Below are 26,185 nucleotides of genomic sequence, written 5' to 3' on the forward strand. Positions count from 1 at the left end.
CCTCCGATATGCGGCATATGTGTGCCCCGCCTACCGTGGCCGACATGGCAGCAGCGGGCAAAGCGATGGAGCTGGAAGCAGGCGGACGGCCCGTACGGCTGTCCAATCCGGACAAGGTCTACTTCCCGGAGAAGGGCTATACCAAGAGGGACGTGGCCGAGTACTTCCTGGCCGTGGGCCCCGGGATCCTGCGTGCCCTGCGCGACCGGCCCACCACGCTCCAGCGGTTCGTGGACGGCGTCGAGGGGGAGTTCTTCTACCAGAAGCGGGCCCCCAAGAACCTTCCCGAATGGATTCCCACCGCCCAGATCGACTTTCCGAGCGGCCGGTCCGCCCGCGAGATGTGCCCCACGGAGGTGGCCGCCGTCATCTGGGCGGCCAACCTGGGCACGCTCACCTTCCACCCCTGGCCGGTCCGCGGCGAGGACACCGACCACCCCGACGAACTGCGCATCGACCTCGACCCGCAGCCCGGCACCGACTACGCCGACGCGGTCCGGGCCGCGCATGAACTGCGCGCGGTCCTGGACGACCACGGACTGCGCGGCTGGCCGAAGACCTCCGGAGGCCGGGGCATCCACGTGTTCGTTCCCATCGAGCCACGCTGGACGTTCACCGAGGTGCGGCGGGCGGCGATCGCGGTGGGGCGCGAGCTGGAGAGCCGGATGCCCGACCGGGTCACCACCGCCTGGTGGAAGGAGGAGCGCGGTGAGCGGATCTTCGTCGACTACAACCAGACGGCCCGGGACCGGACCATCGCCTCGGCCTACTCCGTGCGCCCGCGCCCCCACGCCCCGGTCTCCGCCCCCCTGCGCTGGGACGAGATCGACGACGCCGAACCACGCGACTTCGACATCCGGACCATGCCGGCGCGGTACGCGGAACTGGGTGACGTACACGCGGACATGGATCAGGAGGCCTTCCGGCTCGACGCGCTGCTGGAGCTCGCCGATCGCCATGCGAGCGACGGCGGCCCCGGCGACCTTCCGTACCCGCCGGAGTACCCGAAGATGCCGGGCGAACCGAAACGGGTGCAGCCCAGCCGCGCCCGCCACGACGGGGACGACGACGCATGACCACATCCGGGCAGCGGCCCGAGGCGCACCACGGGGCGCACAGCAGGCCACTGACCAGGGGCGAGAAATGGGCGGCCTTCAAGGAGTCGCCGTACTTCCCGGCGACGGTCCTGGTGTTCATCCTCGCGGCCGCCGCGGGGCTCTTCGCCGGCTCGTACACGTACGCCATGGCCAACCCGACGCCCCACCGGATTCCCACCGCCGTGGTCAGCCAGCCGGACACGGCCCGCGGCAAGGAGTTCGTCGCGGCGATGGACAAGGCCCTGGACGCCTCCCTGGTCATCCACGTCTTCCGGACACCGGCCGCGGCGCGTGAGGCGCTGGAGGAGCAGGAGGTCTTCACGATCGTGCACTCCGGCAGCCGCGGCGTGGAGCTCTCCGTGGCCAGTGCCTCCGGCGCCGCCGTCGCCCAACTGCTCACGGAATCCGCCGTGAAGGTGGGTGACACGCTCGGCATCCCGGTCGCCGTCGCGGACGTCAAACCGCTCCAGAAGGGCGACCCGCGCGGACTCGCGCTCTTCTACATCTCGCTCGCCGCCGTGATCGTGGGCTTCGTCGGCTCCATCCAGCTCAGCGTGCACGCCAGAAGCCTGATCCCCCTCGAACGGATCGCGTTCACCATCGCCTACTCGCTGCTGGGCGCCTTCGCCATCGCCGCGGTGGTGGACTGGCTGCTGGGAGCCGTCGACCTGCCCTTCGCCCAGTCCTGGCTGATCCTGGCGTTCACGATGTTCACCTCGGGCATGGTCTTCACCATGTTCAACACCCTGATGGGGCGCTGGGCCATGCTCCCGACCTGGGGCGTGATGGTGCTCCTGGGGAACCCGTCATCCGGTGGAGCCGTGTCCTGGCCGCTGCTACCCTCCCTGCTCGGGCACATCGGACGCTGGCTGCCGCCGGGCGCCTCCGTCAACGCCCAGCACACCGCCGTCTACTACCAGGGGCACCAGAAGCTCTTCCCCTACCTGGTCCTCGCGGTCTGGTGCCTGGTCTCCATCACGGTCTTCTGGGTGTGGCGCCACCGGCACCCGGGAGGCCGCGACCACATGCCCGAGCATGCGGCCACGGCCACCTGATTCCGGACGGCGCCGTCAGAGCTCCTTGATCCGGATGTCCCGGTAGGAGATCACGTCCGAGGTGCTGTGGACCTGGAGCCCGATGTAGCCGGAGGCGTACCGCCGGCCGTCGGTGCCCGGGTCGTCACCCCGCGGAGGCTCGAAGACCTGGCCGCCGTTGTTGTCGAACTCGTTGAGCAGGACACCGTTGCGGTAGACCGAGTAGTGCTGGTCCACCACCCGGATCTCGTAGTCGTTCCAGGTGCCCTTGGGAGTGACGCCGGCACCGGCGAGGCCCACCCGGTCGAAGCCGTACACGGAACCCGTCTTGTACATGTCGCCGTCCGGCCGGTCGTTGACCTGGATCTCATGGCCGTACTTGATGGCGACCCACTCCGGATTCGGCTCCTCCGGGTTGTCGTGGACGTTCGGGAAGCGTACGAACACCCCGCCGTTCGCGTTGCCCGTGCCGGGCGCGTCGTCCCGCCACTGGAGCTTCAGCGAGAAGTCCCCGTACTGGCGGCCCGGGAACCACAGCATGCCCATGCCGTCCACCGTGGTGGAGCTGGTGATCGCGCTGTCCGCCTCGTTGAGCGCGAACTGTCCGCCGCCCACCTGCTCCCACTTGGCGAGCGAGGCGGCCGTGCCGTCGAAGAGCTTGCGGTAGCCCTCGTCCTGGCCCGGTTTGCCGATGCCGGACTGCTTGGCCGCCCGGTAGATCTTCTTGTGCTCGCGGGCGTCGATCACCCCGGCGGTGAGCAGCTTGTCGAGGACCTGGTCGACGTGCTTGAGGAACAGCGCGTGCGACGACCAGTCCTTCTCGTCCTCGATCAGCTCGTTGATCGTGCAGCGGTTACCGGTGATGCGGTTGGGGACACCGGTGTCGACGGTGCCCACGATGACGGTGAGCCGCTCGTCGAACTCCGGGCAGTTCGGCGCCGGTACGCCACCGCTCTGCGCGACGGTGAACGACACCCGCTGGGCCTCGGAGGTGTTGCCCGCCTTGTCCGTCGCCCGGTGGGCGAGGGTGTGGTAGCCGATCCGGTCGACGATGACGGTGGCCGTGTACGCGAGGTAGGGGCCGCCGTCCAGGGAGTACTCGACCTTGTCCACACCGCTGCCGGCGTCGGTCGCGGTGACCGTCACCTTCGCACTGGTGAGGTAGGCCCCGTCCGAGTTCTGCTCGCCCTCGACCTTCGCGGACGTCTGCGGCGCCGTCGTGTCCGGCGTCGGGGGCTCGACGACGGTGAAGTCCACCGCCTTCTCCGCTGCCGCGTTGCCCGCCTTGTCGGTGGCGCGGTAGCGGACGTGCTGCGCCCCCACCGAGTGGACCATCACGGGACCGGTGTACGCCTGCCAGGCGCCGTCCGTCCCGAGCGCGTACTCGATGGTGTTGACGCCCGAGCCGGTGTCGGACGCGGTGACGGTGACCGTCGCCATGCCGAGGTACTGCCCCTGGGCGTCCTTCTCCCCGGACACGGTCGCCGAGGTCTCGGGCGCCGTCGTGTCGTCCGTCGGCAGAGCGGCTACCGCGAACTCGGCGGTCTTCTCCGCGGCCACGTTGCCCGCCTTGTCGGTGGCGCGGTACCGGATGGTGTGCGCGCCGACCTCGTTCACCACGACCGGCACGGTGTAGGGCTGCCAGGCGCCGTCCGCCCCGACCGCGTACTCGACGGTGTCGACACCCGAACCCGTGTCGGTGGCGGCCAGGGTGACGGTGGCCTGACCGACGTACGCGCCGGCGGCGTTCCTGTCGCCGTCGACCTTCGCCGAGGTCTCGGGCGCGGTGGTGTCCTCACCTCCGCTCCCGTCGGTGACGGTCAGGATGCCCTGCATCATCTCGTGCCCCGGCATCGTGCAGTGGTAGAAGTACCGGCCGGGGGTGAGCGTGACCTCCGCCGTGTGCCTGCCGCCCTGGTCGTCGCCCGGGTTGGCCAGCAGGTTCAGGGAGACGTCGTTGTTGAACTCGGGGTCCGACACGCTGAAGGTCAGCGTGTGCGGCATGCCCGTGGTGTTCCCGGTCGCGGCGCTGTTCTCGAAGACGATGGTCGCCTTGCCGGCCACGGCCGTCTTCGGCGCGGACAGATAGTGGTCGATGGGGTTGCCCGCGGTCCAGGTCAGCACCTGGTCCGCCGCCGCGTCCGCCGGAGCCGCCGTGCGGCCGTACGCCGCCGTCGACGTCAGCCCCAGCACCATGAGGAACGATCCCAGCACGGCGAGCCACAGTCGCGCGGGCCGGTACCGCCTCCGGAAGAAGATCGAACGGTGTCTCACTGCACTGCCGCCTTCCTGGCCAGGTCCTTGACGGCCGGGGTCGGTGCGCCGCCCTTGTACGTCACGCGCCACAGCGCGGACTTGGAGTCGGAGGTGAAGAAGCCGCGCCCGTAGTCCAGGACGTAGAGCGAACCGTCCGGAGCGAACTTCCAGTCCATCAGGTTGCGGATGCCGTTCGCGCCCACCGGGATGATCTCCTTGAGCGACTCGGCGTGCGTGGGCAGACCGCCCTTGCCGACCGTCTTCGGGTCAGTGAGTACGGCGTGCCGCGGCTGGGTGTCGTCGTAGAAGTCACCGACGAACCACTTGCCGTCCCAGTACGACGGCCACTTGTCGGCGCTGGTGCTCGCCGCGTCGTACCGGTAGACCGGTCCGTTCATCGTGGCCTGGCCGCCGCCCTTGAGCCAGGGCAGGAGCTCCTTCTGGTCCTCCACCTTGTAGCTCGGGATGCCGTTCGCGTCACGCGGGTAGTCCACGCCACCGCCCTGGGGCGAATACCAGATGGTGTTGGAGGTGATCGGCGGCAGCTTCACCAGACCGTCGTTGTTCGGCGACTCGTTCTTGGGGTGGTCGCAGTCGTACCAGCCGAGCGGCTTGCCCGGATCGGGCAGATTGCGGTCCCGGTAGGGCTGCTTGTTGCCCATGCAGTACGGCCAGCCGTGGTTCCCCGCCTGGGTGATCGCGGCGAACGTGTCGTACTTGGCCGGGCCCCAGGTGGTGCTCGGGGAGCCCGCGTCGGGGCCGACCCAGCCCGCGTACAGCGTGTCGGTCGACTTGTCGACGGAGATGCGCGCCGGGTTGCGCACACCCATCACATAGATCTCGCCACGGGTCTTGCCGCCGCCCTCGTCCGGCTCCTTGCCGGTGAAGAGGTTGCCCGCGGGGAGCGAGTAGGTGCCGTCGTCCTCGGGGTGGATCCGGAGGATCTTCCCGTTGAGGTTGTTCGTGTTGCCCGCGGTGCGGCGGGCGTCGGCGAACGAGACGCCCTTGTAGTTCGGCTGCGGGTTGTTGCCGGAGTAACCGTCGCTGAAGCCGGAGGAGTTGTTGTCGCCGGTCGCGATGTACAGGTTGCCCTTGGAGTCCCATGCCATGCCGCCGCCGGCGTGACAGCAGCTGTGGACCTGCACCGGCCAGTGCAGCAGCACCTTCTCGGAGGAGAGGTCCAGCTTGTTCGTGGTCAGGTCGAGAGTGAAGCGGGAGACCTGACGGACCGCCATCTGCTTGTCGCGGTCGATCTTGTCGTGGGGTGTGTAGTGCAGGTACACCCAGCCGTTCTTCTCGAAGTCAGGGTCGAGCTCGATGCCGAGCAGACCCTCCTCGACCTTGATCAGCTCGTCGCCACCGCCCTTGTTGCCGAAGACCGTCAGCTCACCGGCGAGGGTGACCTTCCTGGTCTTCGGGTCGTAGACGTGGATCTGTCCCAGGCCCTTGCCGACGTTCGGGTCGGCCCAGTCGGTGACGACCGGCACGCTGCTGTCCGCGCCGCCGCGACCGATGTACAGCACCCGTCCGTCGGGGGCCGTCACGAGCCCGTGCGGCTCGCCGATCTGGTCGTTCTTGCCGGGTTGGTTGGGCTGGGTGACCCGCTCCGCCGTGTAGTTGGAGGTGATCGTCGCCTTGCAGTCGGCCTGGGAGATCCGGGTCGTCCAGTCCAGCGCGCCGCGCAGGTGGTCGCGGAAGTCGGCCTCGGCGAAGCTGTCGACCGTGCCGCCCATCGCGGTGTAGAAGGACCGTCCGCCGTCGTAGTCCCGGCACCAGGAGACCGGGTGGTCCCAGCCGTTGGCGCTCGTCCCCGGTTTGTAGGTGATCTCGCGGACGCGCGCCACGGTGTGCACGTCACCGGACGGATTGTCCTTCCAGTTCAGCCACTTGTCCGGGCGCTTCCACTCCAGCGGCAGGTTCTTGGTCGCCGGGTGCTGCCGGTCGCCGATCTCCACCGTCGCACGCTGGACGGCGGTGGGGCTGCCGGCCGCCGGACGCGCGCCGACGAGCCCGGTGAACCAGTCCGAGTACGGCTCGGTGCGTGCCGCGTCATGGATGCCGAGGAAGCCGCCGCCCGCCTCCATGTACGCCTCGAGACCGGCCTCCTGTTCCGGGTCGAGGACATCGCCGCCACCCGTCAGGAAGACGACGGCGTTGTACTTGCCCAACTGCTTGCCGTTGGTGAAGACGGAGGCGTCATCGGTGGCGACGGTCTTGAACCGGCCGGCCTCCGGGCCGGTGAGCCCGATCCGCTCGATCGCCGCGATTCCGGCGTCCACCGTCGGCGACTCCGCGGTGGCGGAGGCATGGAAGACGAGGACCTTGACGTTGGCGCCGCCTGGTGGCGACGGCAGGGACAACGTTGTCGCCATGGCCCCCGGCGCCCCGGGGTCCGGCCTGGCACTGGCGGCGTTGCCGCCGAGCAGGGATGCGGTCAGTGCGCCGGCCGCCACGGCCGCCGCAAGTCCGCGTCGCGATCTGGACCTGTGATGTGGTGTGCGCTGCATGTGGTCACCCACCCCTCTTTGGTCACTGCAACAGCGCATGAAGCTAGACCTCTTTTCCCGACTCGCCAAGAGCTATGGCAGCAATGACACGAACTTTGTCCTTAGTGTGGATAAACGAAGATCCCCGGGCTACGGTATGGCCCGTTCCGGAGACGGCCGTGCCCACGGTCCGTCGGCTCGCGCGCTCTGCGCGTCGTCGCGCCGCACGCCGTGGTCGTCTCGGCTCACTCCGCAAGGCCCGTCCAACAGTGGGGAGTTCGGCATGGATCGAAGGAGCTTCAACCGGCGGATTCTGATGGGCGGCGGGGTGGCGGCAGCGACCGGCGTGACATCGTTGTCCCTCGGCGCGATCGAGGCGACCTCCGCGGAGAACCCCCCGAGGACGGCGCCCGCGGGCGGCGTGGTCCGCCATCTCAAGCTGTACGCGGAGAAGCTGGCGGACGGTCAGCTGGGGTACGGGTTCGAGAAGGGCAAGGCGTCGGTCCCCGGCCCGCTGATCGAGATCAACGAAGGCGACACCCTGCACATCGAGTTCGAGAACACCCTGGACGTGCCGGCCAGCCTCCACGCGCACGGTGTCGACTACGACATCGCGAGCGACGGCACCCGGATGAACCGGAGCATCGTCGAACCGGGTGAGACCCGTACGTACACCTGGCGCACCCACGCCCCCGGCCGGCGCAAGGACGGCACCTGGCAGCCGGGCAGCGCGGGTTACTGGCACTACCACGACCACGTCGTGGGCACGGACCACGGCACGGGCGGCATCCGCAAGGGGCTGTACGGGCCGGTGATCGTCCGGCGCAAGGGCGACATCCTGCCCGACAAGACCATCACGATCGTCTTCAACGACATGACGATCAACAACAGGCCCGCCGACAAGAGCCCCGACTTCGAGGCCACGGTGGGGGACCGGCTCGAAGTCGTCATGATCACGCACGGCGAGTACTACCACACCTTCCACATCCACGGTCACCGCTGGGCGGACAACCGCACAGGCCTGCTCACCGGGCCCGACGACCCGAGCCGGGTCGTCGACACGAAGATCGTCGGACCTGCGGACTCCTTCGGCTTCCAGGTCATCGCGGGTGAACACGTGGGCGCCGGCGCCTGGATGTACCACTGCCACGTGCAGAGCCACTCCGACATGGGTATGGCCGGAATGCTGCTGGTCGCCAAGGCGGACGGGACCGTCCCGGGGCACGAGGGGCACACCATGGGGTCATCGCAGGCGGCGAAGCCCGCGCCGAACGCGGCGGCGCACGAGGGCCATTAGGGCGTCCGGGTCACGGGCCGCCTGTCGCGCGACGCCCGGCACGCACGCGCGCGGGCGTCGCGCGGAGGCCTTCGTGGCTTCCCTCATGGCGGTCCCGCGCGCTCCGCGCTCGCGCGCCGCCGCGCGGCCGCCTTCCCGACGGACAGCCCTATCTTCCGGGCACGCCCCGAGGTGCTTCGGCCGGGTCGGGCCGGGCCGGACGCGGAAGCGACCCGGCCCGTGCCTGAGCGGCCAGGCGCTGCTGCTCCTCCTCGACGACGAGACGGGCCAGCGACCCCTCCGACACGTCCACGGCGTCCGGCGTCGTCTCGGCGATGTCGCTGCGCCGTGCGTACGCGTCGAACAGCCGCTCCTTGCGGGCCAGGATGGCGAGCATCCGCTCGTCGACGCTGTCCGTCGCGAGGAGCCGGTGCACCTGGACCGTGCGTATCTGGCCCATCCGGTGCGCGCGGGCCACGGCCTGGTGCTCCATCGTCGGTTTGATCTGCGGCTCGCAGAGGATGACGACCGACGCGGCCTGCATGTTCAGTCCGATCCCGCCCGCCTGGATCTGGCTGAGCAGCACCGCGTGGCCGTCCGCCGCGGCGAAGCCGTCGATCAGCGCCTGGCGGCGCGCGGCCGGAACGCTTCCGGACAGCGGGCCGAACACGTCCTCCCCCAGGCAGCCCCCGACCGTCTCCAGCACCTCGCGGAAGTACGAGAAGACGACGACCTTCACCCCGTTGCCCGACGCTTCCGCGACCAGCTCACGCAGCCGGTTCAGCTTGGCGGACGTGGCCGGGTGGGCGTAGGCGGCCCGGCGCATCCGCATGAAGTGCCCGTCGGCCACCGCCTCGCGGTAGGCCCGCTGATCGGCGGCGCTGAACTCCTCCCACTCGTCGACCTGCACCAGGGCGGGGAGCTCCGTGAGGACGTCCTGCTGGTTGCGGCGCAGATAGGCGGGGGCGACGGCCCGGCGGAAGGCGTGCGAACCGGCCACCCCGTGCGTCGTGCGGACCGACGGGGCCAGCTCCGGCTGGAGGTGGCGGACGAGGCTGCGGAACTCCTCCACCCGGTTCTCCATCGGCGTGCCCGTCAGGAAGAGCACGTGTTCGGTCCTCTGCGACCAGTCGGACACCGCACGGGCGCGACGGGTGGCCGGATTCTTGACGTAGTGGGCCTCGTCGACGACGAGCATGCCGGGCCGGATCCCGCTGTCCCCCGCCAGGGGGAGGGTGTGCAGCGCGTCGAAGGTGGTCAGGGCCACCCCGCCGCTCTCACGCCACTCGCCGAACGCCTCCTGCCGCTCCGGCCCGTGCACGGGCAGGGCGCGCAGCGTGGAGCGGGCACGGACCTCCCGCGTCCAGTTGATCAGTACGCTCGCCGGGCACACCACCAGGAAGTGCGTCTCCCCCCGCGCCGCGAGATGGGCCAGCGCCGCGATGGCCTGCACGGTCTTGCCGAGCCCCATCTCGTCGCCGAGGATCACCCGCTTCTGCGCGAGCGCGAAGCGCGCGCCGAAGGACTGGTAGCCGCGCAGCGAGACCCGCAGCCGGGCGTCGTCCAGCCGCAGTCCGCGTACCCGGTCGGCGATCCCGGACGGCAGGAACCCCTCGGCCGCGTCCCGGTCGGGACCGGTGCCGGACATCCCGGCCAGCAGGCTGTAGTACTCAGCGGACCGCAGCTCGAAGTCGACCCAGGCGGCGACGTCGGACTCCGGTTCCCGCAGCAGGTCCACCGACACCTGGCCGAAGAGCGACGGGAGTTCGCACTCCTCCGCATCCGCGACGGCCGCCCGCACGGCTGCGACGGCCGCCCGCGCCCGCGCGCGGGCCTGCCGGCGGGTGAACACCATCCCCAGCCGCCCCCGGGCCGGTCCCGCCACGGCCAGCAGCGGTTCCAGGCGGTCGGCCAGCCGCCGGGCCCCGTCCACGGCCCGGCGCACGTCCGGCCCGGCCTCGACCAGCCGGTACAACGCGGTGAGCAGGGCGGTCGTGGCATCGTCGGGGGTGTCCACGTCTATCCGCAGGGCGACGGTGTCCCGTACCGCGTGCGCGATCTGGCCCGCCGCGGCCAGGGTCTGGTCGGCCGTCTGCGCACCGACGCCGGGGATCTGGCGCAGCTCGTAGCGGCCGGCCCCGTACACCTGCGCCACCGTCGTGAAGCCGGCCTGCTCGACCGCGCCGAGCCGCAGCCGGCCCTCGGTGACGTCCTTGAGCCGGGACACCGGAATGGCCGAGAGCTCCCTGCGGACGAGGGCGTCGAGGAGCGGATCCAGAGCCGTGCGCACGGCGCCGACCGCGCGGGCGTGATCCGCCAGGACGGCACGCGCGGCGTCCACCAGTCCGTCGGCCCGCGCCAGCAGTTCCCGGGCCGCCCGCCCGGTCGGCGCCCCGCCCTCCGTGGACCCGGCCTCAGTCATGTCGTACCTTCTGTGTCCGCCGCCTTGCCGCTGCGCCCGCGGCTTACGCCCGGAGCGACCCATATCGTCCCACGCGCGACCGGCAGTCCGGCGGACGGCTCAGGGTGCGGGGGGCCGACGTTCCACCGGTGACAGCAGCAGCACCTCCAGGGCCCGCGCGCACGAACGCGCCTGCGCCAGGAACCAGTCGCTGCGCGCATCGGTGATCACGGACGGGGTGGCCCGTACCGCCAGGGCGAAACGCGCGTACCCGGCGCCGTCCAGCACGGGCACCGCCAGGGTCCGCACCCCGTGGGCGGACTCGCCGTCGTTGACGGCGTGCTGGTCGGAGCGCACCCGGGCCAGTTCCGCCTCCAGGGCCGCCGGTTCGACGATCGTCCGGTCGGTGAAGGCGGGGAGCGGCGGCAGCGAGGAGGGGCCGCCCTCACCCGGCCTCGCCCACGCCAGCAGCACCTTGCCCAGGGCCGTGGAGTGCAGCGGCCGGCGCAGCCCCACCTTGGGGGTCACCGAACCGCCCGCGACGATCACGGCGTGCGGCCCGCTGCGCAGGGCCAGGTCGGCTGTGGCGCCCGTGCGCTCGGCGAGGTCGGCCAGCTCCGGGGCGGCGAGGTGCAGACCACGCTGGTGGTAGGAGAGCCGGCCCAGTTCGGTCACGGCGGGCCCCAGCCGATAGCGGGACGTGCGGGCGTCCTGCTCCAGGAATCCGGCGCCGAGCAGGGTGCGCGCGAGCCGGTGGGCGGTGGAGACCGACAGCGTGAGACGGCGGGCGAGATCGGATGCGCTCAGATCGGGACCGTTGTCGTGGAAACAGTGCAGGACGTCCAGGGCGCGCTGTACCGCCTGCGCCCCGACGGGAGCGCGTGCCGCTGCGGCCTCGGTCATGGGTTCACTCTCCGCTCATGGTGATGCGGTGCCCGACGTTGCCACATTACGGGAGCCGGGCCGGGCCAAGGCCCTCTGACGAAACACGCCGTTCATACCCAATCCCACATCATGGGAAGCGAGTTGTGGGTGGGTGTCGTCCCGTGGCAGGCTGCAGCCCTCACCACCGACGAGCTGAAGGGAGCAGTGCCATGGCCGGCCGCCGATCCGCGACCCCCGCCGGCGCAGCTCCGGTCCTGCTCGCGCTCACGCTGCGCCGTCACATCGACCTGGCCCGCGTGTCCAGCGCCGCCTGTCGCTGACCTCTCCCCGCACACCCTGCTTCTTCTCGCCCCACGCGTCGCTCCGACGCCTCGCGGGCCCCTGCCGCACGTGCCTCCTCGTTCCGGGCCGTACGTGCCGCACCGTCTGTCCCTCACCCCGCTTCGCCGATCTTCGGGAAGACTCCATGACGCCTGCCGTCCTGCCCCGGACCCTCTGGTTCACCCGCTGTCCCGTCCCCACCGCCACCGGCATCGCCGCCGACCGGCAGTGGCTCACCGACGAGTTCGCCCCCGACGGCATCTCCGTGCGCTCCCTCCAGGACGCCTCCCCGGACGCCGACCCCGCCGCGCATTACACCCACGCCCTGCCCGCCCTCTTCCGGGAGGGCGGCAATGTCCCCGCGCTGTGGGCCCGTTCGCGGGGTGAGCACACCCGGCTGATCGGCCTCACCTGGATCGAGGAGCGGCAGACCGTCCTCGTCGCCCCCGGCTCAGGCATCCGGGGCGCCGGCGCACTGCGCGGTCTGCGTCTCGCCCTGCCCCGGCACGACATCGCCATCGACTTCTGGCGGGCCATGGCCCTGCGCGGCTTCGAGGGGGCGCTGCGCTCGGCCGGTCTCGCGTTCGACGACACCGTGCTCGTCGACGTGCCGGCGGCCGGCCACCAGGGCCAGTGGGCGGCCGAACTCGCCGCGCTGCGGCGCGGCGACGTCGACGCCGTGTACGTGAAGGGCGCGCTGGCCGTCGAGGCGGCCCGCCGGGCCGGCGCCGAAGTGGCCGTCGAGCTCGACGAACTGCCCGACCGCCGGTTCCGCGTCAACAACGGCACCCCGCGCCCCCTCACCGTCCACCAGCGACTCCTGGACGACCACCCCGACCTCGTCGACCGCTTCCTCGCCGTCCTGCTGAGGGCGGCCGACTGGGCTGCCGGGCAGCCCGGCGAGGTCGACCGGATCCTCGGCGCCGAGACCGGGGCGGGCGCCGACGGAGTCGCCGGCGCCTACCGGCCCGGCACCCATCTGACGCTCCACCCCGACCTGTCCGCCGAACGCCTCGCCCTGCTCGCCGCCCAGGAAGCCGGGCTGCGCGCCCACGGCTTCCTGCCCGAACCCGTCGACATCGCGGCCTGGGCCGACCCCGAACCGCTGCGCCGCGCATCCGACCTGGTTCGCCGTACCTCCGCCCCCCTGACCCCAGAGGAACCCTCGTCATGAATCTCGTCCGACCACTGCGTACGACAGCCGTTCCGGCGCTCCTGACCGTCTCGGCGCTCGTCGCCCTGAGCGCATGCGGCACGTCCGAGGTTGACAGCGCCGCAGGGGGCTCGAAGGCCACGGTGACCGTCCGCATCCCCGACCCCGGCAACTCGGGTGTGCTCGCCCTCGGCAAGAAGGACGGCAGCCTCGACAAGGCACTGTCCAAGGCGGGTGCCAAGGTGCGGTGGACCGGCAGCGCCGGCCCGTTCGCGCCGGCCGCGCAGGCGATGAACGCGGATCAACTGGACGTCGCCACGGGCTCCATCACCTCCGGCATCACCTCGCTCGCCCAGCGGCCCGGCTTCTCGTTCTTCACCGCTGTCGCCCCGGACGCCGCGGGGGAGGGCATCCTCGTCAGGAACGGATCGGGCATCGGCTCGGTGGACGACCTCGTGGGGAAGAAGGTCGCCGTCAACCAGGGCGGTACCGGCGAGTACCTGCTGCTCAAGGCGCTCGCGAAGGCAGGGATTCCGGCCGACGAGGTCACCCGGGTCTACCTCAGGCCCGACCAGACCGCGGCGGTCTTCAACGCCGGCAAGGTCGACGCCTGGGCCGTCTGGGCCACCTACGCGGTCGCCGAGATCGGCAGCGGCAAGGCGCACTTCGTCGCCGACGGAGCGGCGATCGGCTCCGACAACTACAGCCTCAACGCCGTACGGACGGAGTTCGCCGAGCAGCACCCGAAGGTCGTGAAGGCCCTCTACCAGTACCTCCACGAGGCCAGCGCCAAGGAGAAGCAGAACCCGTCCGCGTACCTCAACGTCTTCACGGACGTCGGCCCGACCGCCGTGACCGGCAGGGCCGAGGAGGTCCAGAACGGGTTCACGGCGAAGGGCGGGACCATCGATCCCATCGGCCCGGAGGACATCGAGCGCTTCAAGGCCGTCGCCGCCTTCTACGCGGAGCAGAAGGTCACCAGGACCGAGGTCGACGTCACCCCCCACCTGCTCGACGTCCGGAAACTGACATGAGCGACACCGCCGCGCCTCCCGGACTCGTCCGGCCGCGCCCGAGGCTGGACAAGCCCCGCGGCCGGGGCTACGCCCTCACGGTCCGCGCCCTCGGCCCGGTCGCGCTGCTCGCCCTCTGGTGGGCGGCCTCCGTTACCGGACTCCTCACCCCCGACGTCCTGGCCTCGCCCGGAGAAGTGCTGCGTGCCGTGGGGGAGTTGTGGGGCAACGGCCAGCTGCCCGACGCCCTCACCACCTCCCTCACCCGCTCCGGACTCGGCCTTCTCATCGGGCTCGTCGCCGGACTGACCCTCGGCATCACCACCGGATTCACCCGTCTCGGCGACGAACTCCTCGACTCCTCGCTCCAGACCCTGCGCACCGTTCCCTTCCTCTCCCTGGTCCCGCTGTTCATGGTCTGGTTCGGGATCAACGAGACGGCCAAGATCCTCCTCATCGCCGTCGCCACCACCTTCCCGATGTACGTGTCCACATCGAGCGGGGTACGCGACACCGACCCCAAACTCATCGAGGCCATGCGGAGCTTCGGCATGGGACGCCTCGCCCTCGTACGCGAAGTCGTCCTGCCCGGCGCCCTGCCGTCCCTGCTCGCCGGACTGCGCCTGTCGATGACGCTCAGCGTCATCGCGCTGATCGCCGCCGAGGAGATCAACGCGACCGCCGGCATCGGCTACCTGATGTCCCAGGCGCAGAGCTACGCCCGCACCGACATCCTCGCCGTCTGCATCCTCGTCTACGGGCTCCTCGGGCTGACGGCCGACATCCTCGTGCGGCTGCTGGAACGCCTGCTGATGCCGTGGCGCACCCCCCGGGGAGCCACCCGATGACCACCGACACGACATCCGCTCCCGCGGTGCGGGTACGGGGACTGCGCCGGGTCTTCGGCGACCGCGCCGTCCTCGACGACCTGCGACTCGACATCGCGCGCGGCGAGTTCGTCGCCCTCCTCGGCGCCAGCGGCAGCGGGAAGACGACGCTGCTGCGCATCCTCGGGGCCCTCGACGGCGCCGACGGGGGAGAGGTGCTCGTGCCCGAGGCCCGCACCATCGTCTTCCAGGAGCCCCGGCTCGTACCGTCGAAGAAGGTCCTGGCCAATGTGACGGTCGCCCTGCCCCGCGGCCGCTCCGCCCACGGGCTCCGGGCGCTGGCCGAAGTGGGTCTGGAACGGCATGCCGAGGCGTGGCCCGCCACCCTCTCCGGCGGTGAGGCCCAGCGCGTCGCACTCGCCCGCGCCCTGGTCCGCGAGCCCGAACTCCTGCTCCTCGACGAGCCGTTCGCCGCCCTCGACGCGCTGACCCGGCTGAGGATGCAGGACCTGGTCGGCGAGCTGTGCCGCCGGCACCGCCCCGCCGTCCTGCTGGTCACCCATGACGTCGAGGAGGCCGTGCGGCTGGCCGACCGGGTCGCCGTCCTGCGCGACGGCCGCCTCGTCACCGACGAGACCGTCGACGTGGACCGGCCGCGCGATCCGGGCGATCCCGCATTCGCGGCGCTGCGCCGACGGCTCCTGGCCGACCTCGGAGTCGACGCCCCCGCCCCTTCCCTCCCGACCCCCGCCCGTACCGAAGCAGGAGTGATCTGAATGACCCTCACCATCGGTGTCCACAGCAGCAACCCGTCCCTCTACCACCTGTACCACCTCTCCCGGCTGGGCCTCGCCCAGGAGGAGCTGGCCCCACTGGGCGAGAGCGTCGTCTTCCACCCGTACACCAACGGCGTGCGCACCGGCGAACTCCTGAGCCGGGGCGTCATCAATTTCGGCGGCACCGGATCCACCCCGCCCGTCACCGCCCAGGCCGCCGGCCACGACATCGTCTACACCGCCGTCTCCGCCCCGCGCCCCGACCACGGCGCGCTCCTCGTCCCCGAGGACAGCCCCGTGGGCACCGTCGCCGACCTCAAGGGCGCGACCGTGCACCTGGCGGTCGGCTCCTGGCAGACCCATCTCGTCGCCAAGGCCCTCGACGACGCCGGACTGTCCTACGCCGACGACATCACCGCCGTCCGCAGCGACCCCGGCAGCGAAGAACTGCTGCGCACCGGCGCGATCGCGGCCTGGGTCGCCCAGGGCGCCGAACTGGCGGCCGCCCGGCGCACCGGAGGACTGCGGACCCTGGTCCGTACCGGTGACGTCATCAGCGACCGTTCCGTCTTCTTCACCCGCCGCGACCTCGCCGAATCCCGGCCCGAGGTCGTCGAGGCCCTGACCAGGGCGCTCCAGCGGGCCGACGACTGGGCCGCTGCCCACCCCCGGCAGGCGGCCGAGATCGCCGCCGCCGACCTCGGGGGGTCGGCCGACGACTGGGAGACGGCGCTCGCCTCGCTGCCCTGGACGATCGAGCCCGTCTCCGACGCGTTCATCGCCGAGCAGCAGGAGGCCGCGGACATCTTCCACCGCACCGGTTTCATCGACCGGCCGGTCACCGTCGCCGACGCCCGCGCCCGTACCGCCGGCAAGGCGGTATGACGTCATGGCGACCGAGGTCCTCTGGTACATCATTCCGCGCGAAGGCGCCTACCCCTGGGAGCCGGCGGGCAGGCGCCCGGTCGACCTCGGCTACCTGGGCCAACTGGCCGGGACGGTCGAGCGGCTGGGCTACAGCGGCGCGCTGCTCGCCACCGATCTGTACGACGTCTGGCCGCTCGGCAGCGCGCTGGCCGCCTCGACCAGCACCCGCTTCAAACCCCTGCTCGCTGTCCACCCCGGCCTGATCTCGCCGACCCTGCTGGCCAAGATGGCGCTCAGCTTCGACACGCTCTTCGGGGGCCGTCTCCGCTTCAACGTGGTCAATGGCTCAACCAAGTCGCTGCAGGAGTACGGACTGCACGTGGAGCACGACGAACGGTACGAGCTGAGCGCGGAGTACTGGTCGATCGTGAAGCGGCTGACGGCCGGCGAGGTCTTCGACCACAAGGGCCGCTTCTACGACCTGAAGAACGCCGGCGCCTCGTTCCGGGAGCTGAAGCCGGTCCAGGAGGGGCACATCCCGCTCTGGTTCGGCGGCTCGTCCGACCCCGGCATCGAAATGGCCGCCGAGCACGTGGACGTCTTCCTGACCTGGGGGGAGCCGCCGCACCTGCTGAAGGAGAAGCTGGAGAAGGTGCGGGCGAGGGCCGCCGCGTACGGCCGCACGCTCAGGATCGGGCTGCGGCTGCACCTGATCGTCCGGGACACGGAGGAGGAGGCATGGGCCGCGGCCGACCGGCTCCTGGACGTCACCAGCGACGCGACGTACGCCCGTCAGCTCGGCGACCGGGCGGGCGAGGACGGCGTCGGCTGGCAGCGGCAGTTCCGTCAGCACGGCGGAAAGGTGCCCGCGCACGCCCGTGAGCTGGAGGTCCACCCCAACATGTGGCCGGGCATGAGCCTGTTCCGGCCGGGCCCGGGAACCGCGGTGGTGGGATCGACCGCCCAGGTCGTCGAGCGGCTGAAGGAGTTCGAGGACCTGGGAGTGGACACCTTCATCCTCTCGGGCAACCCCTTGCTGGAGGAGGCGTACCGGGTGGCGGAGACGGTGCTGCCGGCGCTGGGCATCACACGCTGACGGGCCGGACGAGCGTGCTCCGGCCGGCCGTGGCCGGAGCGCGCGGGGACTGCGGTGGTCCGTGCCCGGTGCGAGACTCGGGGGGTCAGGAACCCTGCTGTGCGAGGACGGGACCACCGAAGGAGCGCCCCATGCTCACCACCCGATTTGTTGACGGATCCCCCGCCTGGATGGATCTCGGCACACCGGATCTCGAAGGGGCCAAGGCGTTCTACACCGCTCTCCTCGGCTGGGACTTCGACCCCGGAGGTCCCGAGACCGGTGGCTACGGGATGTTCACGCTGAACGGGAAGACGGTCGGCGGCGCGATGACGGTCACGAGGAGCAGGGGAAGCCCTCCTGGTCCCTGTACTTCCGGTCCTCCGACGCCGACGCCACCGCACGGGCCGTGCGCGACGCCGGCGGGACGGTGCCGTTCGAGCCGATGGACATCCTGGAGTACGGCCGGATGGGCGGGTTCACCGACCGGGCCGGGGCGTACTTCGCCGTCTGGCAGCCCAAGCGGAATCCGGGCCTCGGCGTCGTGAACGAACCGGGCAGCCTGTGCTGGGCAGAGCTCTACACCCCGGACGTGCCGGCGGCCGCGGCGTTCTACGACGCCGTCTTCGGCTGGGAGACCATCAACTCCCCCCGTCCGGGCGGCGGTGGCGCGTACACCCTCATCCGGACGGCGGGCGGTGGCGAGGAGACCTCCTTCGGCGGGCTCGTCCCGCTCGACGCCGTGGCCGGGCGGGCCGCTGCCGGGCCGCACTGGCTGCCGTACTTCGAGGTCGGCGACTGCGATGCCACGGTAGCTGCCGTCGAGCGGCTGGGCGGCGAGCTGACGGTGGAACCGATGGAGAGGGAGGGCGTGGGTACCTTCGCCTACGTCGCCGACCCGTACGGCGCCGCGTTCGCCGTGATCAGGGGCGCCGAGACGCCGGCCGCCTGACAGGGCGGCGTTCCCCGGCCCCGCGCGTGCGTGAGCGCCTCCGGGGTTGCCGGCTCCGCGGTTGATGGATCGTTGATCAGTCGTTTATCGCGGCAGGGAACTGTGTGCACCATGCTCATCAACACCGCGATCGACCCCGCTCTCGCCTGGCAGGAGACAGCGCTGTGCGCACAGACGGGGCCCGAGTTCTTCTTCCCCGCCCCCGGCAGCTCCACACGTGAGGCCAAGCAGCTCTGCAACGCCTGCGAGGGACGTCTGGCCTGCCTGGAATACGCACTCGACAACGACGAGCGCTTCGGCGTGTGGGGCGGTCTCTCCGAGAAGGAGCGCGACCGGCTCCGCAGAGGTGACCGCGACCGGGCGTGAACGCCCCCGTCCCAGGTACGCCGAAAGCGTGCACGTCGGTCCGCCCACCAGGCAGGCGTGCACGCCCGCGCACCAGGCACGCCCGCACGTCCGCCCACCGGCGTCGACGTCCACGCCCGGCCGGGCGTGCGCGCTCACGCCGGGCATGTCGCCGGGTCAGGACGTGACGCGGAACGTCTCGCCGTACATCTGCCAGGTCAGGGGCAGTTCCAGGGCCAGGTTCCCGTCCTCCAGGAACACGCGCTGGGCGGTGTCGAGGCGTGAGGTGTCCTGCTGGTTCTTCTTCGACTTCATCACGGCCCGGGCCGCATCGAGGAAGGCGTCCAGATAGGCGGCCTCGTCGCCGCCCTCAGCGACCGTGTCCGCCTCCGCCAGGGCCGCCTTCCGGATGCCGTAGAACGCGTCCTCGTCCGTCCCGGGGCCCTGGAGAACCATGGCGTCGAAGTACATGTACTGGCCCAGGGGGCCGAGTCCGTCCAGCTTCGCCAGCCGGACGGCGGGCTCGAAGTACTGCTTCTGCCGGACCTGGTCCTGCGCGGCGCGGAAGGCGGGGTCCTCGGCCGACTTCTTCCACGCGGCCGTGAAGCCGGGGTCCAGCCCCTCGTGCGAAGCGGAGCCGTCGACCTCGCGCAGCGCCGGGACGAACGGCGTCAGCGGGCTGTCGGGATGGTCCTTGGTGAACGCCTCGACGAACGTGAGCATGTCGTGCGTACCGGAGCAGAAGCCGACGATTCCGGCGTTGTAGCCGGTGCCGTCGCCGTTGTCCTCGATCGTGCCGTACTGGCTGCGCCAGTCCAGGGTCGACCCCTCGGCGCTGGCGAGCAGTTTCCAGGCGACCTCGCGCATCTTCGGGCCGGCCAGCCCCGCGGGCATCGCCGCGACGCGTGCGTCCAGCTCCCGCCGTTCCTCGTCGTCCGCCTCGGCGAAGGGGTCCGCTCCCGTGTCCGCCGCGGCGGCCGGAGCGGGCGCCGTGGGCGAGCTCGTGGGCAGTTCCGGGTCGCCGCCGCTGTTGAAGAGCAGGGAAACGGCGATGACTATCGGCGCGCCGAACAGAACAACGCGGGTCACAGGTTTCACGGGCACAGAGTACGGTCCGTGCGGCCCTGGGGAAGGCTCGGCCCCATGGGACGCCGTGCTCGCCCGGCGCTGCCTTGCCGTCGCCCCCGCGACAGCGACGAACCGGGGGGGCGAACGGAGGGGCGGGCCGGGGGCCCGCCCCTGCGCCGGGGCCGGGTCGGCCGGCCGTCAGGCCTGGGCGCGGGCCGCCACGCGCGCCTTGCGCGCGGCGAGCTTCTCGTCGAACTTCGACGCCTCGCTGTCCAGCCCGTGCATGTACAGACCGAGCTCCTCCTGCGCCTTGAGCCCCTCCGGGCCCAGGCCGTCGATGTCCAGCACCTTCAGGTACCGCAGCACCGGCTGGATGACGTCGTCGTGGTGGATCCGCATGTTGTAGATCTCGCCGATCGCCATCTGCGCGGCGGCCCGCTCGAACCCGGGCATGCCGTGACCGGGCATCCGGAAGTTCACGACGACATCGCGCACGGCCTGCATCGTCAGGTCCGGGGCGAGCTCGAAGGCCGCTCCGAGGAGGTTGCGGTAGAACACCATGTGCAGGTTCTCGTCGGTCGCGATCCGCGCCAGCATGCGGTCGCAGACGGGGTCGCCCGACTGGTGCCCGGTGTTGCGGTGCGAGACCCGGGTCGCCAGCTCCTGGAACGCCACGTACGCCACGGAGTGCAGCATCGAGTGGCGGTTGTCGGACTCGAAGCCCTCCGCCATGTGCGCCATCCGGAACTGTTCCAGCTTGTCCGGGTCCACGGCGCGCGAGGTGAGCAGGTAGTCGCGCATCACGATGCCGTGGCGGCCCTCCTCGGCCGTCCAGCGGTGCACCCAGGTCCCCCAGGCGCCGTCGCGTCCGAACAGCGAGGCGATCTCGTGGTGGTAGCTGGGGAGGTTGTCCTCGGTCAGCAGGTTCACGACCAGGGCGATCTTGCCGATGTCGGTGACCTTGGACTGCTCGGCCTCCCAGGCCTGGCCGTCCTCGAAGACACCGGGGAAGTTCCGGCCGTCGGAGAACGGCACGTACTCGTGGGGCATCCAGTCCTTGGCGACCTTGAGATGGCGGTTGAGTTCCTTCTCCACCACCTCTTCCAGCGCGTACAGCAGTTGCGCGTCGGTCCACGCCTGTGAACTGCCGAGGTGGGGAGAGGTGATCGTCACGGGGGCTCCTGGGGACGGGAGAAAATACCTACGGCTTCGTAGGTTACGAGACCGTAGGTTAAAGCGGCAGTAAGGCCTCCGCCAAGCCCATCCGGGCAACAATTGTTCACCCAGTGTCATAAGGGCAGGTCATGCGTGTATACGGAGGGTCAGCGGGTGCGGGAGGGCGGGGGGTCGGAGGGGCTGAAATCGAATAATCGGCCGGGCAGGCCCCCGGTCACGTACGACGGTGAACCGGAGGCCCGTCGCCCCCTGTCCTGCGGCCTCACAGGGCGGTGCGCACCTCTTCGGCCGTCGTGTCCCGGAGGCCGCCGTCGAGCAGCAGCCAGCGCGTGATCCCGAGCGATTCGAGGAACGGCACATCGTGGCTCGCCACGATCAGCGCGCCTTCGTACGCATCGAGTGCCGCCGTCAGCCGCTGCACGCTCGCCATGTCCAGGTTGTTCGTCGGCTCGTCCAGCATCAGCAGCTGAGGCGCGGGCTCGGCCAGCAGCAGCGAGGCCAGAGCCGCACGGAACCGCTCGCCGCCCGACAGGGTCCCGGCCGGCCGGTCCGCCCGCGCACCCCGGAACAGAAAACGCGCCAGCCGCGCCCTGATCTGGTTGTTCGTGGCCTCCGGTGCGAACCGCGCCACGTTCTCCACCACGCTCGACTCGTCGTCCAGCACGTCGAGTCGCTGGGGCAGAAAGCGCGTCGGCACCTGGACCGACGCCTCGCCGGACACCGGCGCCAGCTCACCGGCCAGCGTCCGCAACAGCGTGGTCTTGCCCGCGCCGTTACGCCCCACCAGCGCGATGCGCTCGGGGCCGCGCACTTCGAAGAAGCCCTGGACCCGTGCCCCGTAGGCGAGTTCCAGATCGCTCAGCACCAGCACGCCCTGGCCCGGATGGACCTTGGTGTGCGGCAGTTCGACCCTGATCTCGGCATCGTCGCGCACCGCCTCGACAGCGTCGTCGAGGCGCTCCTTCGCCTCGGCCAGCTTCCCCGCGTGCATGATCCGGTGCTTGCCCGCGGACTCCTGGGCGGCGCGCTTGCGGGCGCCCATGACGATCTTCGGTTCGCGTCTGCTCTCCTGCATCTTCTGTCCGTAGCGCTTGCGCCGTGCCAGTTTGACCTGGGCCTCGGCGAGTTCGCGCTTCTGGCGGTGCACATCGGCCTCGGCGACCCGCACCATGCGTTCGGCGGCCTCCTGTTCCACGGCGAGCGCCTGCTCGTACGCCGAGAGGTTCCCGCCGTACCAGGTGACCTGGCCGTCCCGCAGGTCGGCGACCTGGTCGACCCGCTCCAGCAGGTCCCGGTCATGGCTGACGACGACGAGGACGCCGTTCCACGCGTCGACCGCCGCGTAGAGGCGGCCGCGCGCGTACAGATCCAGGTTGTTCGTCGGTTCGTCCAGCAGCAGTACGTCCGGGCGGGCCAGCAGCAGTGCCGCCAGGCGCAGCAGCACGCACTCACCGCCCGACATCTCACCGATCGTGCGGTCGAGCCCGATGTGGCCGAGGCCGAGCTGATCGAGCGTGGCGAGCGCCCGCTCCTCCACGTCCCAGTCGTCAGCGACGGCGGTGAACCACTTCTCGTCGACGTCCCCCGCCTCGATGGCGTGGAGCGCCGCACGGGTTGTGGCGATGCCCAGGGCTTCGTCGACGCGCAACGCGGTGTCCAGGACCAGGTTCTGCGGCAGGTAGCCGACCTCGCCCGCCGTCCTGATGTGGCCTTCGGCGGGGGTGAGTTCACCGGCGATGAGCCGCAGCAGGGTCGACTTGCCCGAGCCGTTGAGCCCGATGAGGCCGGTACGTCCGGGTCCCACGCTCAGATGGAAGTCGTCGAGGACCGGGGTGCCGTCGGGCCAGGCGAAGGAGAGCGAGGAGCAGGTGAGGTGGGTGAGGGGGGCAGACATGAGGAATCTCCCGGTTGCGAGGAAGGACAGGGGCAACGGGGCGAGACACCGGTCACTGGCGTTCCACGGAAGAAATTCCGGAGGTGGAGAGGAAGGCCCTGGTCGCGGAGGACGGCTCGAAGAGCTGAGGTCACACTCGGGCGCGCGGACATGTGCGGACATGGCACGGCGCGCGACACGGTGTCTCAAGACCTCAGACGAGCAACGTCCTACTCCGATCGGCGACGACAAGGACGAGTACGACGGTACGGCGGGCCCCGGGACCGGGCAAGCGAATTAACGGCCCCTGGTCCCGCGCGGGCGTCCCCGGGAAGCCCGCGTCAGCAGGGACCGCCGAGCAGGTGCGTGAGGCTCCGGTCCAGGTCCAGGAAGCGGCTCTCGTGCCCGGCGGGGACCAGCTCCTCGACGCGCCGGAGGAAGCGGCGCAGATCCGCCGTGCGCACGTGCACCATGGCGATGCCCTCGGCAGCGTGGAACTCCAGCACCGTACGGTCGTATCCGAAGGGCCTGACGCGTACGTCCCCGATCCCCGCCCGTGCGTCCAGCCCCGCCGCCAGCAGCTCCCGGGAGAACTCCCAGGACACCTCGGTGCCCTCCAGCGTCGCCGGCGCGGGGAACGCCATGCGGACGGCGAAGGGGTCCCGGCGGTCGTAACTCAGTACCGCGGGCAGCGTTTCCATCCGCGGTGCGGATGCGACCATGCGGGCCTGCACGGACTGTTCGATAACGGTGGACAAGACCTGCTCCCTCTCGCGACCGGATGAACGGTCTCCGGCACTCGTACAGACGACGGAACGCGCCGATCCGTGCACCGGAGCACGGCGTGAGCTGCGTCACCGCACACCGCTGCCTGCACGCGTGCCCAATTCCCGGCGATGCACCCTGGACGGCGCGTGACCCGTGGGTTAGCTTCCAGCGCCATGAAGGTCATGGGGAAGACGCGACGACTGTTGTCACTGGGACTGTGCGGGGCGGCGCTGGCCGCCGCGTCGGCGGCGCCCGCGGCCCACGCGGCGCCCGGCGAACGGCACGGGCCCACCTGGACGCTCACCGACACCGGAACCGACGCCCGCTTCCGCGGCCTCGCGGCCGTCAGCAGCCGGACGGCCTGGCTCGCGGGTTCCCAGGGCACCGTGCTGCGCACCACCGACGGCGGCCGGCACTGGCGCGACGTCTCGCCGCCCGGTGCGGCCGAAGCGGAGCTGGAGTTCCGTGACATCGAGGCATTCGACGCCCGGCGCGCGGTGGCCCTGGCCATCGGCGAGGGCGAGGCCTCCCGGGTGCTGCGTACGGACGACGGCGGGGCCACCTGGACCGAGTCCTTCCGCAACACCGACGCGCGCGCCTTCTACGACTGCCTCACGTTCCTCGACAGCCGCCACGGCCTCGCCATGAGCGACCCCGTGGACGGGCGGTTCCGGATCCTGTCCACCGCCGACGGCGGCCGCAGCTGGCACGTGCTGCCGAGCGCCGGCATGCCGCAGGCGCAGGCCGGCGAGGCGGGGTTCGCGGCCGGTGGACAGTGCCTGGTCGGTTCCGGCCCGAAGGACGTCTGGCTGGCGACCGGCGGGGCGGCCACCGCCCGGGTCCTGCACTCGGCCGACCGCGGGCTGACGTGGACCGCGACCACGTCGCCGATCCCGGCCGGGGACCCGGCCCGTGGTGTCTTCGCCCTCGCCTTCCGGGACCGCACCCACGGCCTCGCGGTCGGCGGCGACTACCGGACCGACCAGCCGTCGCCCCGCGCATCGGCCGTCACGTCCGACGGGGGCCGGACCTGGCAGCCGTCCCGGACCCCTGCCACCGCCTACCGCTCGGGTGTCGCCTGGCTGCCGCACATCCGGTCGGGGGCACTGGCGGTCGGCCCGACCGGCACCGACCTCACCACGGACGGCGGCCGCACCTGGCGCACGGTCGACACCGGCTCGTACGACACGGTGGACTGCACCGCCGACGGGAGTTGCTGGGCGGCGGGCGAGAAGGGGCGGGCCGCGCGGGCGGTCCTGCGCTGAGGGGCGCTACAGCTGCTGACAGTACGGAGCGAGCGCGTCCGACGTCTTCGTCGCGATGAACTCGGTGACCCGGTACGCACAGACGCCGTGCACGACGAAGGGGTCGGAGGCCGTCAGCCGTTCGATCACGGCCCGGTCGTCGCCCACCGCGAGGATCACCCCGCCGTCACGGGGGTTCTTGCGGCCGGAGGCGATGAACACCCCTGCCGCGTAGTGCGCGTCGAGCCAGGCGACGTGCTCCCGCAGCACGGCGTCCACGCGGTCCAGCGGGGCGGTGTAGGACAACTCGAGTACGAACATGATCTCCAGGCTACGGGAGCGCCGCCCCCGTCCGGGGCCCTCTAAGCTCACCGTCATCATGACGACACTCCGGATGCCCGCCGACGAGGCCGAGGCCCGTGCCCTCCAGGACACCCTGCGCACCCGGGTGGTACTCGACGAGCCCGGGCCACCGCCGGGTACCGGCCGGGTGACGGGCGTCGACGTCGCCTACGACGACGCCCGCGATGTCGTCGTGGCGGCGGCCGTCGTGCTGGACGCGGCCACGCTGGAGGTGGTGGCCGAGTCCACCGCCGTCGGGCAGGTCACCTTCCCGTACGTCCCCGGGCTCCTCGCCTTCCGCGAGATCCCCACCGTGCTGGCCGCGCTGGAGTCGCTGTCCGCCGACCCGGGTCTCGTCGTCTGCGACGGGTACGGACGGGCGCACCCGCGCCGCTTCGGCCTCGCCAGCCACCTGGGCGTGCTCACCGGGCTCCCTGTCATCGGCGTCGCGAAGAACCCGTTCACCTTCTCGTACGAACAGCCCGGCCCCCGCCGCGGAGACCGCTCGCCCCTGCTCGACGGGGACGAGGTGGTGGGGCAGGCGCTGCGCACCCAGGACGGCACCAGACCGGTGTACGTCTCGGTCGGACACCGCACGGGGCTGGACAACGCCTGTGCGCACACGCTCCAGTTGGCGCGCGACTTCCGTCAGCCGGAGACCACGCGCAGGGCCGACGCGCTGTGCAGGCGGGCCCTGCGGGAGGCCACCGCCTGAGCACCGGTGCGGGGAGGGCGGCCGGGCGTCTGAGTATCCGTACGGATAGCGCCCGCCGATCATGGTCGGCAGTCTGGACACATGAACGCATCTCGCTCAACTGTCCGGACCGCCCCCCTTCACCCCGCCCAGCGCCGTGTCGCGGTGGGCGTGCTGGTCGGGGGCGCGGTCGGCTTCGTCTGGGCCGGGGCGATGCTCTACACCCTGGCCTCCTGGCTCTTCTGAGGGGTGTCCG

General features: G+C 71.2%; 23 protein-coding genes and 1 pseudogene. 15 read left to right on the top strand and 9 right to left on the bottom strand.

The window, feature by feature from the left end; genetic code table 11:
* The first annotated feature begins 65 nt into the window (after positions 1-65).
* Positions 66-1,076 carry a non-homologous end-joining DNA ligase gene (gene ligD / locus ABZ454_RS13035; protein WP_359537815.1) on the top strand — a complete coding sequence of 337 codons (1,011 nt, stop codon included), beginning with the start codon at positions 66-68 and terminating at the stop codon, positions 1,074-1,076.
* Positions 1,073-2,152: an ABC transporter permease gene (locus tag ABZ454_RS13040; protein WP_356318600.1), complete on the top strand. Its 1,080-nt coding sequence runs from the start codon at positions 1,073-1,075 to the stop codon at positions 2,150-2,152. Before ligD ends, ABZ454_RS13040 begins: the two co-directional genes overlap by 4 nt.
* Before the next feature lie 15 nt (positions 2,153-2,167).
* Here the strand turns inward: ABZ454_RS13040 and ABZ454_RS13045 are convergent, their stop codons facing one another.
* Both ABZ454_RS13045 and ABZ454_RS13050 read right to left on the bottom strand, forming a co-directional pair.
* Positions 2,168-4,405, bottom strand: a complete 2,238-nt coding sequence (locus ABZ454_RS13045; RefSeq protein ID WP_359537724.1) for a family 16 glycoside hydrolase — start codon at positions 4,403-4,405, stop codon at positions 2,168-2,170.
* Positions 4,402-6,894 (bottom strand): ThuA domain-containing protein, encoded by a 2,493-nt coding sequence (locus tag ABZ454_RS13050; RefSeq protein ID WP_359537725.1) that lies wholly within the window; start codon positions 6,892-6,894, stop codon positions 4,402-4,404. The genes ABZ454_RS13045 and ABZ454_RS13050 overlap by 4 nt, the downstream gene beginning before the upstream one ends.
* Positions 6,895-7,156: 262 nt before the next feature.
* Here ABZ454_RS13050 and ABZ454_RS13055 point away from each other — a divergent pair, with 262 nt between their 5' ends.
* Positions 7,157-8,170 carry a multicopper oxidase domain-containing protein gene (locus ABZ454_RS13055; protein ID WP_359537727.1) on the top strand — a complete coding sequence of 338 codons (1,014 nt, stop codon included), beginning with the start codon at positions 7,157-7,159 and terminating at the stop codon, positions 8,168-8,170.
* A gap of 148 nt (positions 8,171-8,318) precedes the next feature.
* Here ABZ454_RS13055 and ABZ454_RS13060 read toward each other — a convergent pair whose 3' ends face one another.
* Both ABZ454_RS13060 and ABZ454_RS13065 read right to left on the bottom strand, forming a co-directional pair.
* Positions 8,319-10,571: a DEAD/DEAH box helicase gene (locus ABZ454_RS13060; RefSeq protein WP_359537729.1), complete on the bottom strand. Its 2,253-nt coding sequence runs from the start codon at positions 10,569-10,571 to the stop codon at positions 8,319-8,321.
* Between the two features lie 99 nt (positions 10,572-10,670).
* The gene (locus ABZ454_RS13065; RefSeq protein WP_359537731.1) at positions 10,671-11,453 is read right to left on the bottom strand and encodes an IclR family transcriptional regulator; all 783 of its coding nucleotides are present in this window, start codon (positions 11,451-11,453) and stop codon (positions 10,671-10,673) included.
* A 191-nt stretch (positions 11,454-11,644) separates the two neighbouring features.
* Here ABZ454_RS13065 and ABZ454_RS13070 point away from each other — a divergent pair, with 191 nt between their 5' ends.
* The 9 genes and pseudogenes from ABZ454_RS13070 (at position 11,645) to ABZ454_RS13110 (ending at position 18,785) form a co-directional block, all read left to right on the top strand.
* Positions 11,645-11,755 (top strand): putative leader peptide, encoded by a 111-nt coding sequence (locus ABZ454_RS13070; protein WP_356325267.1) that lies wholly within the window; start codon positions 11,645-11,647, stop codon positions 11,753-11,755.
* 146 nt (positions 11,756-11,901) lie between these two features.
* Entirely contained in the window at positions 11,902-12,930 is a 1,029-nt protein-coding gene (locus tag ABZ454_RS13075) for an ABC transporter substrate-binding protein (protein ID WP_359537734.1), read from the top strand.
* Positions 12,927-13,943: an NrtA/SsuA/CpmA family ABC transporter substrate-binding protein gene (locus ABZ454_RS13080; protein ID WP_359537736.1), complete on the top strand. Its 1,017-nt coding sequence runs from the start codon at positions 12,927-12,929 to the stop codon at positions 13,941-13,943. The genes ABZ454_RS13075 and ABZ454_RS13080 overlap by 4 nt, the downstream gene beginning before the upstream one ends.
* Positions 13,940-14,770 (top strand): ABC transporter permease, encoded by an 831-nt coding sequence (locus tag ABZ454_RS13085; RefSeq protein ID WP_359537738.1) that lies wholly within the window; start codon positions 13,940-13,942, stop codon positions 14,768-14,770. Before ABZ454_RS13080 ends, ABZ454_RS13085 begins: the two co-directional genes overlap by 4 nt.
* Entirely contained in the window at positions 14,767-15,525 is a 759-nt protein-coding gene (locus ABZ454_RS13090) for an ABC transporter ATP-binding protein (protein WP_359537740.1), read from the top strand. The genes ABZ454_RS13085 and ABZ454_RS13090 overlap by 4 nt, the downstream gene beginning before the upstream one ends.
* On the top strand, positions 15,526-16,410 hold the full coding sequence (locus tag ABZ454_RS13095) for an ABC transporter substrate-binding protein (protein ID WP_359537742.1): 885 nt from the start codon (positions 15,526-15,528) through the stop codon (positions 16,408-16,410).
* A gap of 4 nt (positions 16,411-16,414) precedes the next feature.
* A complete protein-coding gene (locus ABZ454_RS13100) occupies positions 16,415-17,488 on the top strand; it encodes an LLM class flavin-dependent oxidoreductase (RefSeq protein ID WP_359537744.1) in 1,074 nt (357 codons plus the stop codon).
* A gap of 131 nt (positions 17,489-17,619) precedes the next feature.
* Positions 17,620-18,419 (top strand): annotated as a pseudogene (locus ABZ454_RS13105) (VOC family protein).
* A 111-nt stretch (positions 18,420-18,530) separates the two neighbouring features.
* Entirely contained in the window at positions 18,531-18,785 is a 255-nt protein-coding gene (locus ABZ454_RS13110; protein ID WP_356325251.1) for a WhiB family transcriptional regulator, read from the top strand.
* A 156-nt stretch (positions 18,786-18,941) separates the two neighbouring features.
* Here the strand turns inward: ABZ454_RS13110 and ABZ454_RS13115 are convergent, their stop codons facing one another.
* The 4 genes from ABZ454_RS13115 to ABZ454_RS13130 all read right to left on the bottom strand — a co-directional run bounded on the left by ABZ454_RS13115 (position 18,942) and on the right by ABZ454_RS13130 (position 23,639).
* Positions 18,942-19,853 (bottom strand): chitosanase, encoded by a 912-nt coding sequence (locus tag ABZ454_RS13115; RefSeq protein ID WP_359537817.1) that lies wholly within the window; start codon positions 19,851-19,853, stop codon positions 18,942-18,944.
* A 177-nt stretch (positions 19,854-20,030) separates the two neighbouring features.
* Complete coding sequence (locus ABZ454_RS13120) at positions 20,031-21,005, bottom strand: acyl-ACP desaturase (protein ID WP_359537746.1); 975 nt, start codon at positions 21,003-21,005, stop codon at positions 20,031-20,033.
* A 265-nt stretch (positions 21,006-21,270) separates the two neighbouring features.
* A complete protein-coding gene (locus ABZ454_RS13125) occupies positions 21,271-22,902 on the bottom strand; it encodes an ABC-F family ATP-binding cassette domain-containing protein (RefSeq protein WP_359537748.1) in 1,632 nt (543 codons plus the stop codon).
* Positions 22,903-23,222: 320 nt separating this feature from the next.
* Complete coding sequence (locus tag ABZ454_RS13130; protein WP_359537750.1) at positions 23,223-23,639, bottom strand: SsgA family sporulation/cell division regulator; 417 nt, start codon at positions 23,637-23,639, stop codon at positions 23,223-23,225.
* A 183-nt stretch (positions 23,640-23,822) separates the two neighbouring features.
* On the opposite strand from ABZ454_RS13130, the gene ABZ454_RS13135 reads away from it, so the two are divergent.
* On the top strand, positions 23,823-24,914 hold the full coding sequence (locus ABZ454_RS13135) for a YCF48-related protein (protein ID WP_359537752.1): 1,092 nt from the start codon (positions 23,823-23,825) through the stop codon (positions 24,912-24,914).
* Positions 24,915-24,920: 6 nt separating this feature from the next.
* Here ABZ454_RS13135 and ABZ454_RS13140 read toward each other — a convergent pair whose 3' ends face one another.
* Entirely contained in the window at positions 24,921-25,214 is a 294-nt protein-coding gene (locus ABZ454_RS13140) for a YciI family protein (protein ID WP_359537753.1), read from the bottom strand.
* A gap of 58 nt (positions 25,215-25,272) precedes the next feature.
* Here ABZ454_RS13140 and ABZ454_RS13145 point away from each other — a divergent pair, with 58 nt between their 5' ends.
* Entirely contained in the window at positions 25,273-25,950 is a 678-nt protein-coding gene (locus tag ABZ454_RS13145; protein ID WP_359537755.1) for an endonuclease V, read from the top strand.
* Between the two features lie 81 nt (positions 25,951-26,031).
* On the top strand, positions 26,032-26,175 hold the full coding sequence (locus tag ABZ454_RS13150; protein ID WP_356325237.1) for a hypothetical protein: 144 nt from the start codon (positions 26,032-26,034) through the stop codon (positions 26,173-26,175).
* The last annotated feature ends 10 nt before the right edge of the window (positions 26,176-26,185 follow it).

It is taken from the genome of Streptomyces sp. NPDC005803, assembly GCF_040630435.1.
Classification (GTDB): Bacteria; Actinomycetota; Actinomycetes; order Streptomycetales; family Streptomycetaceae; genus Streptomyces.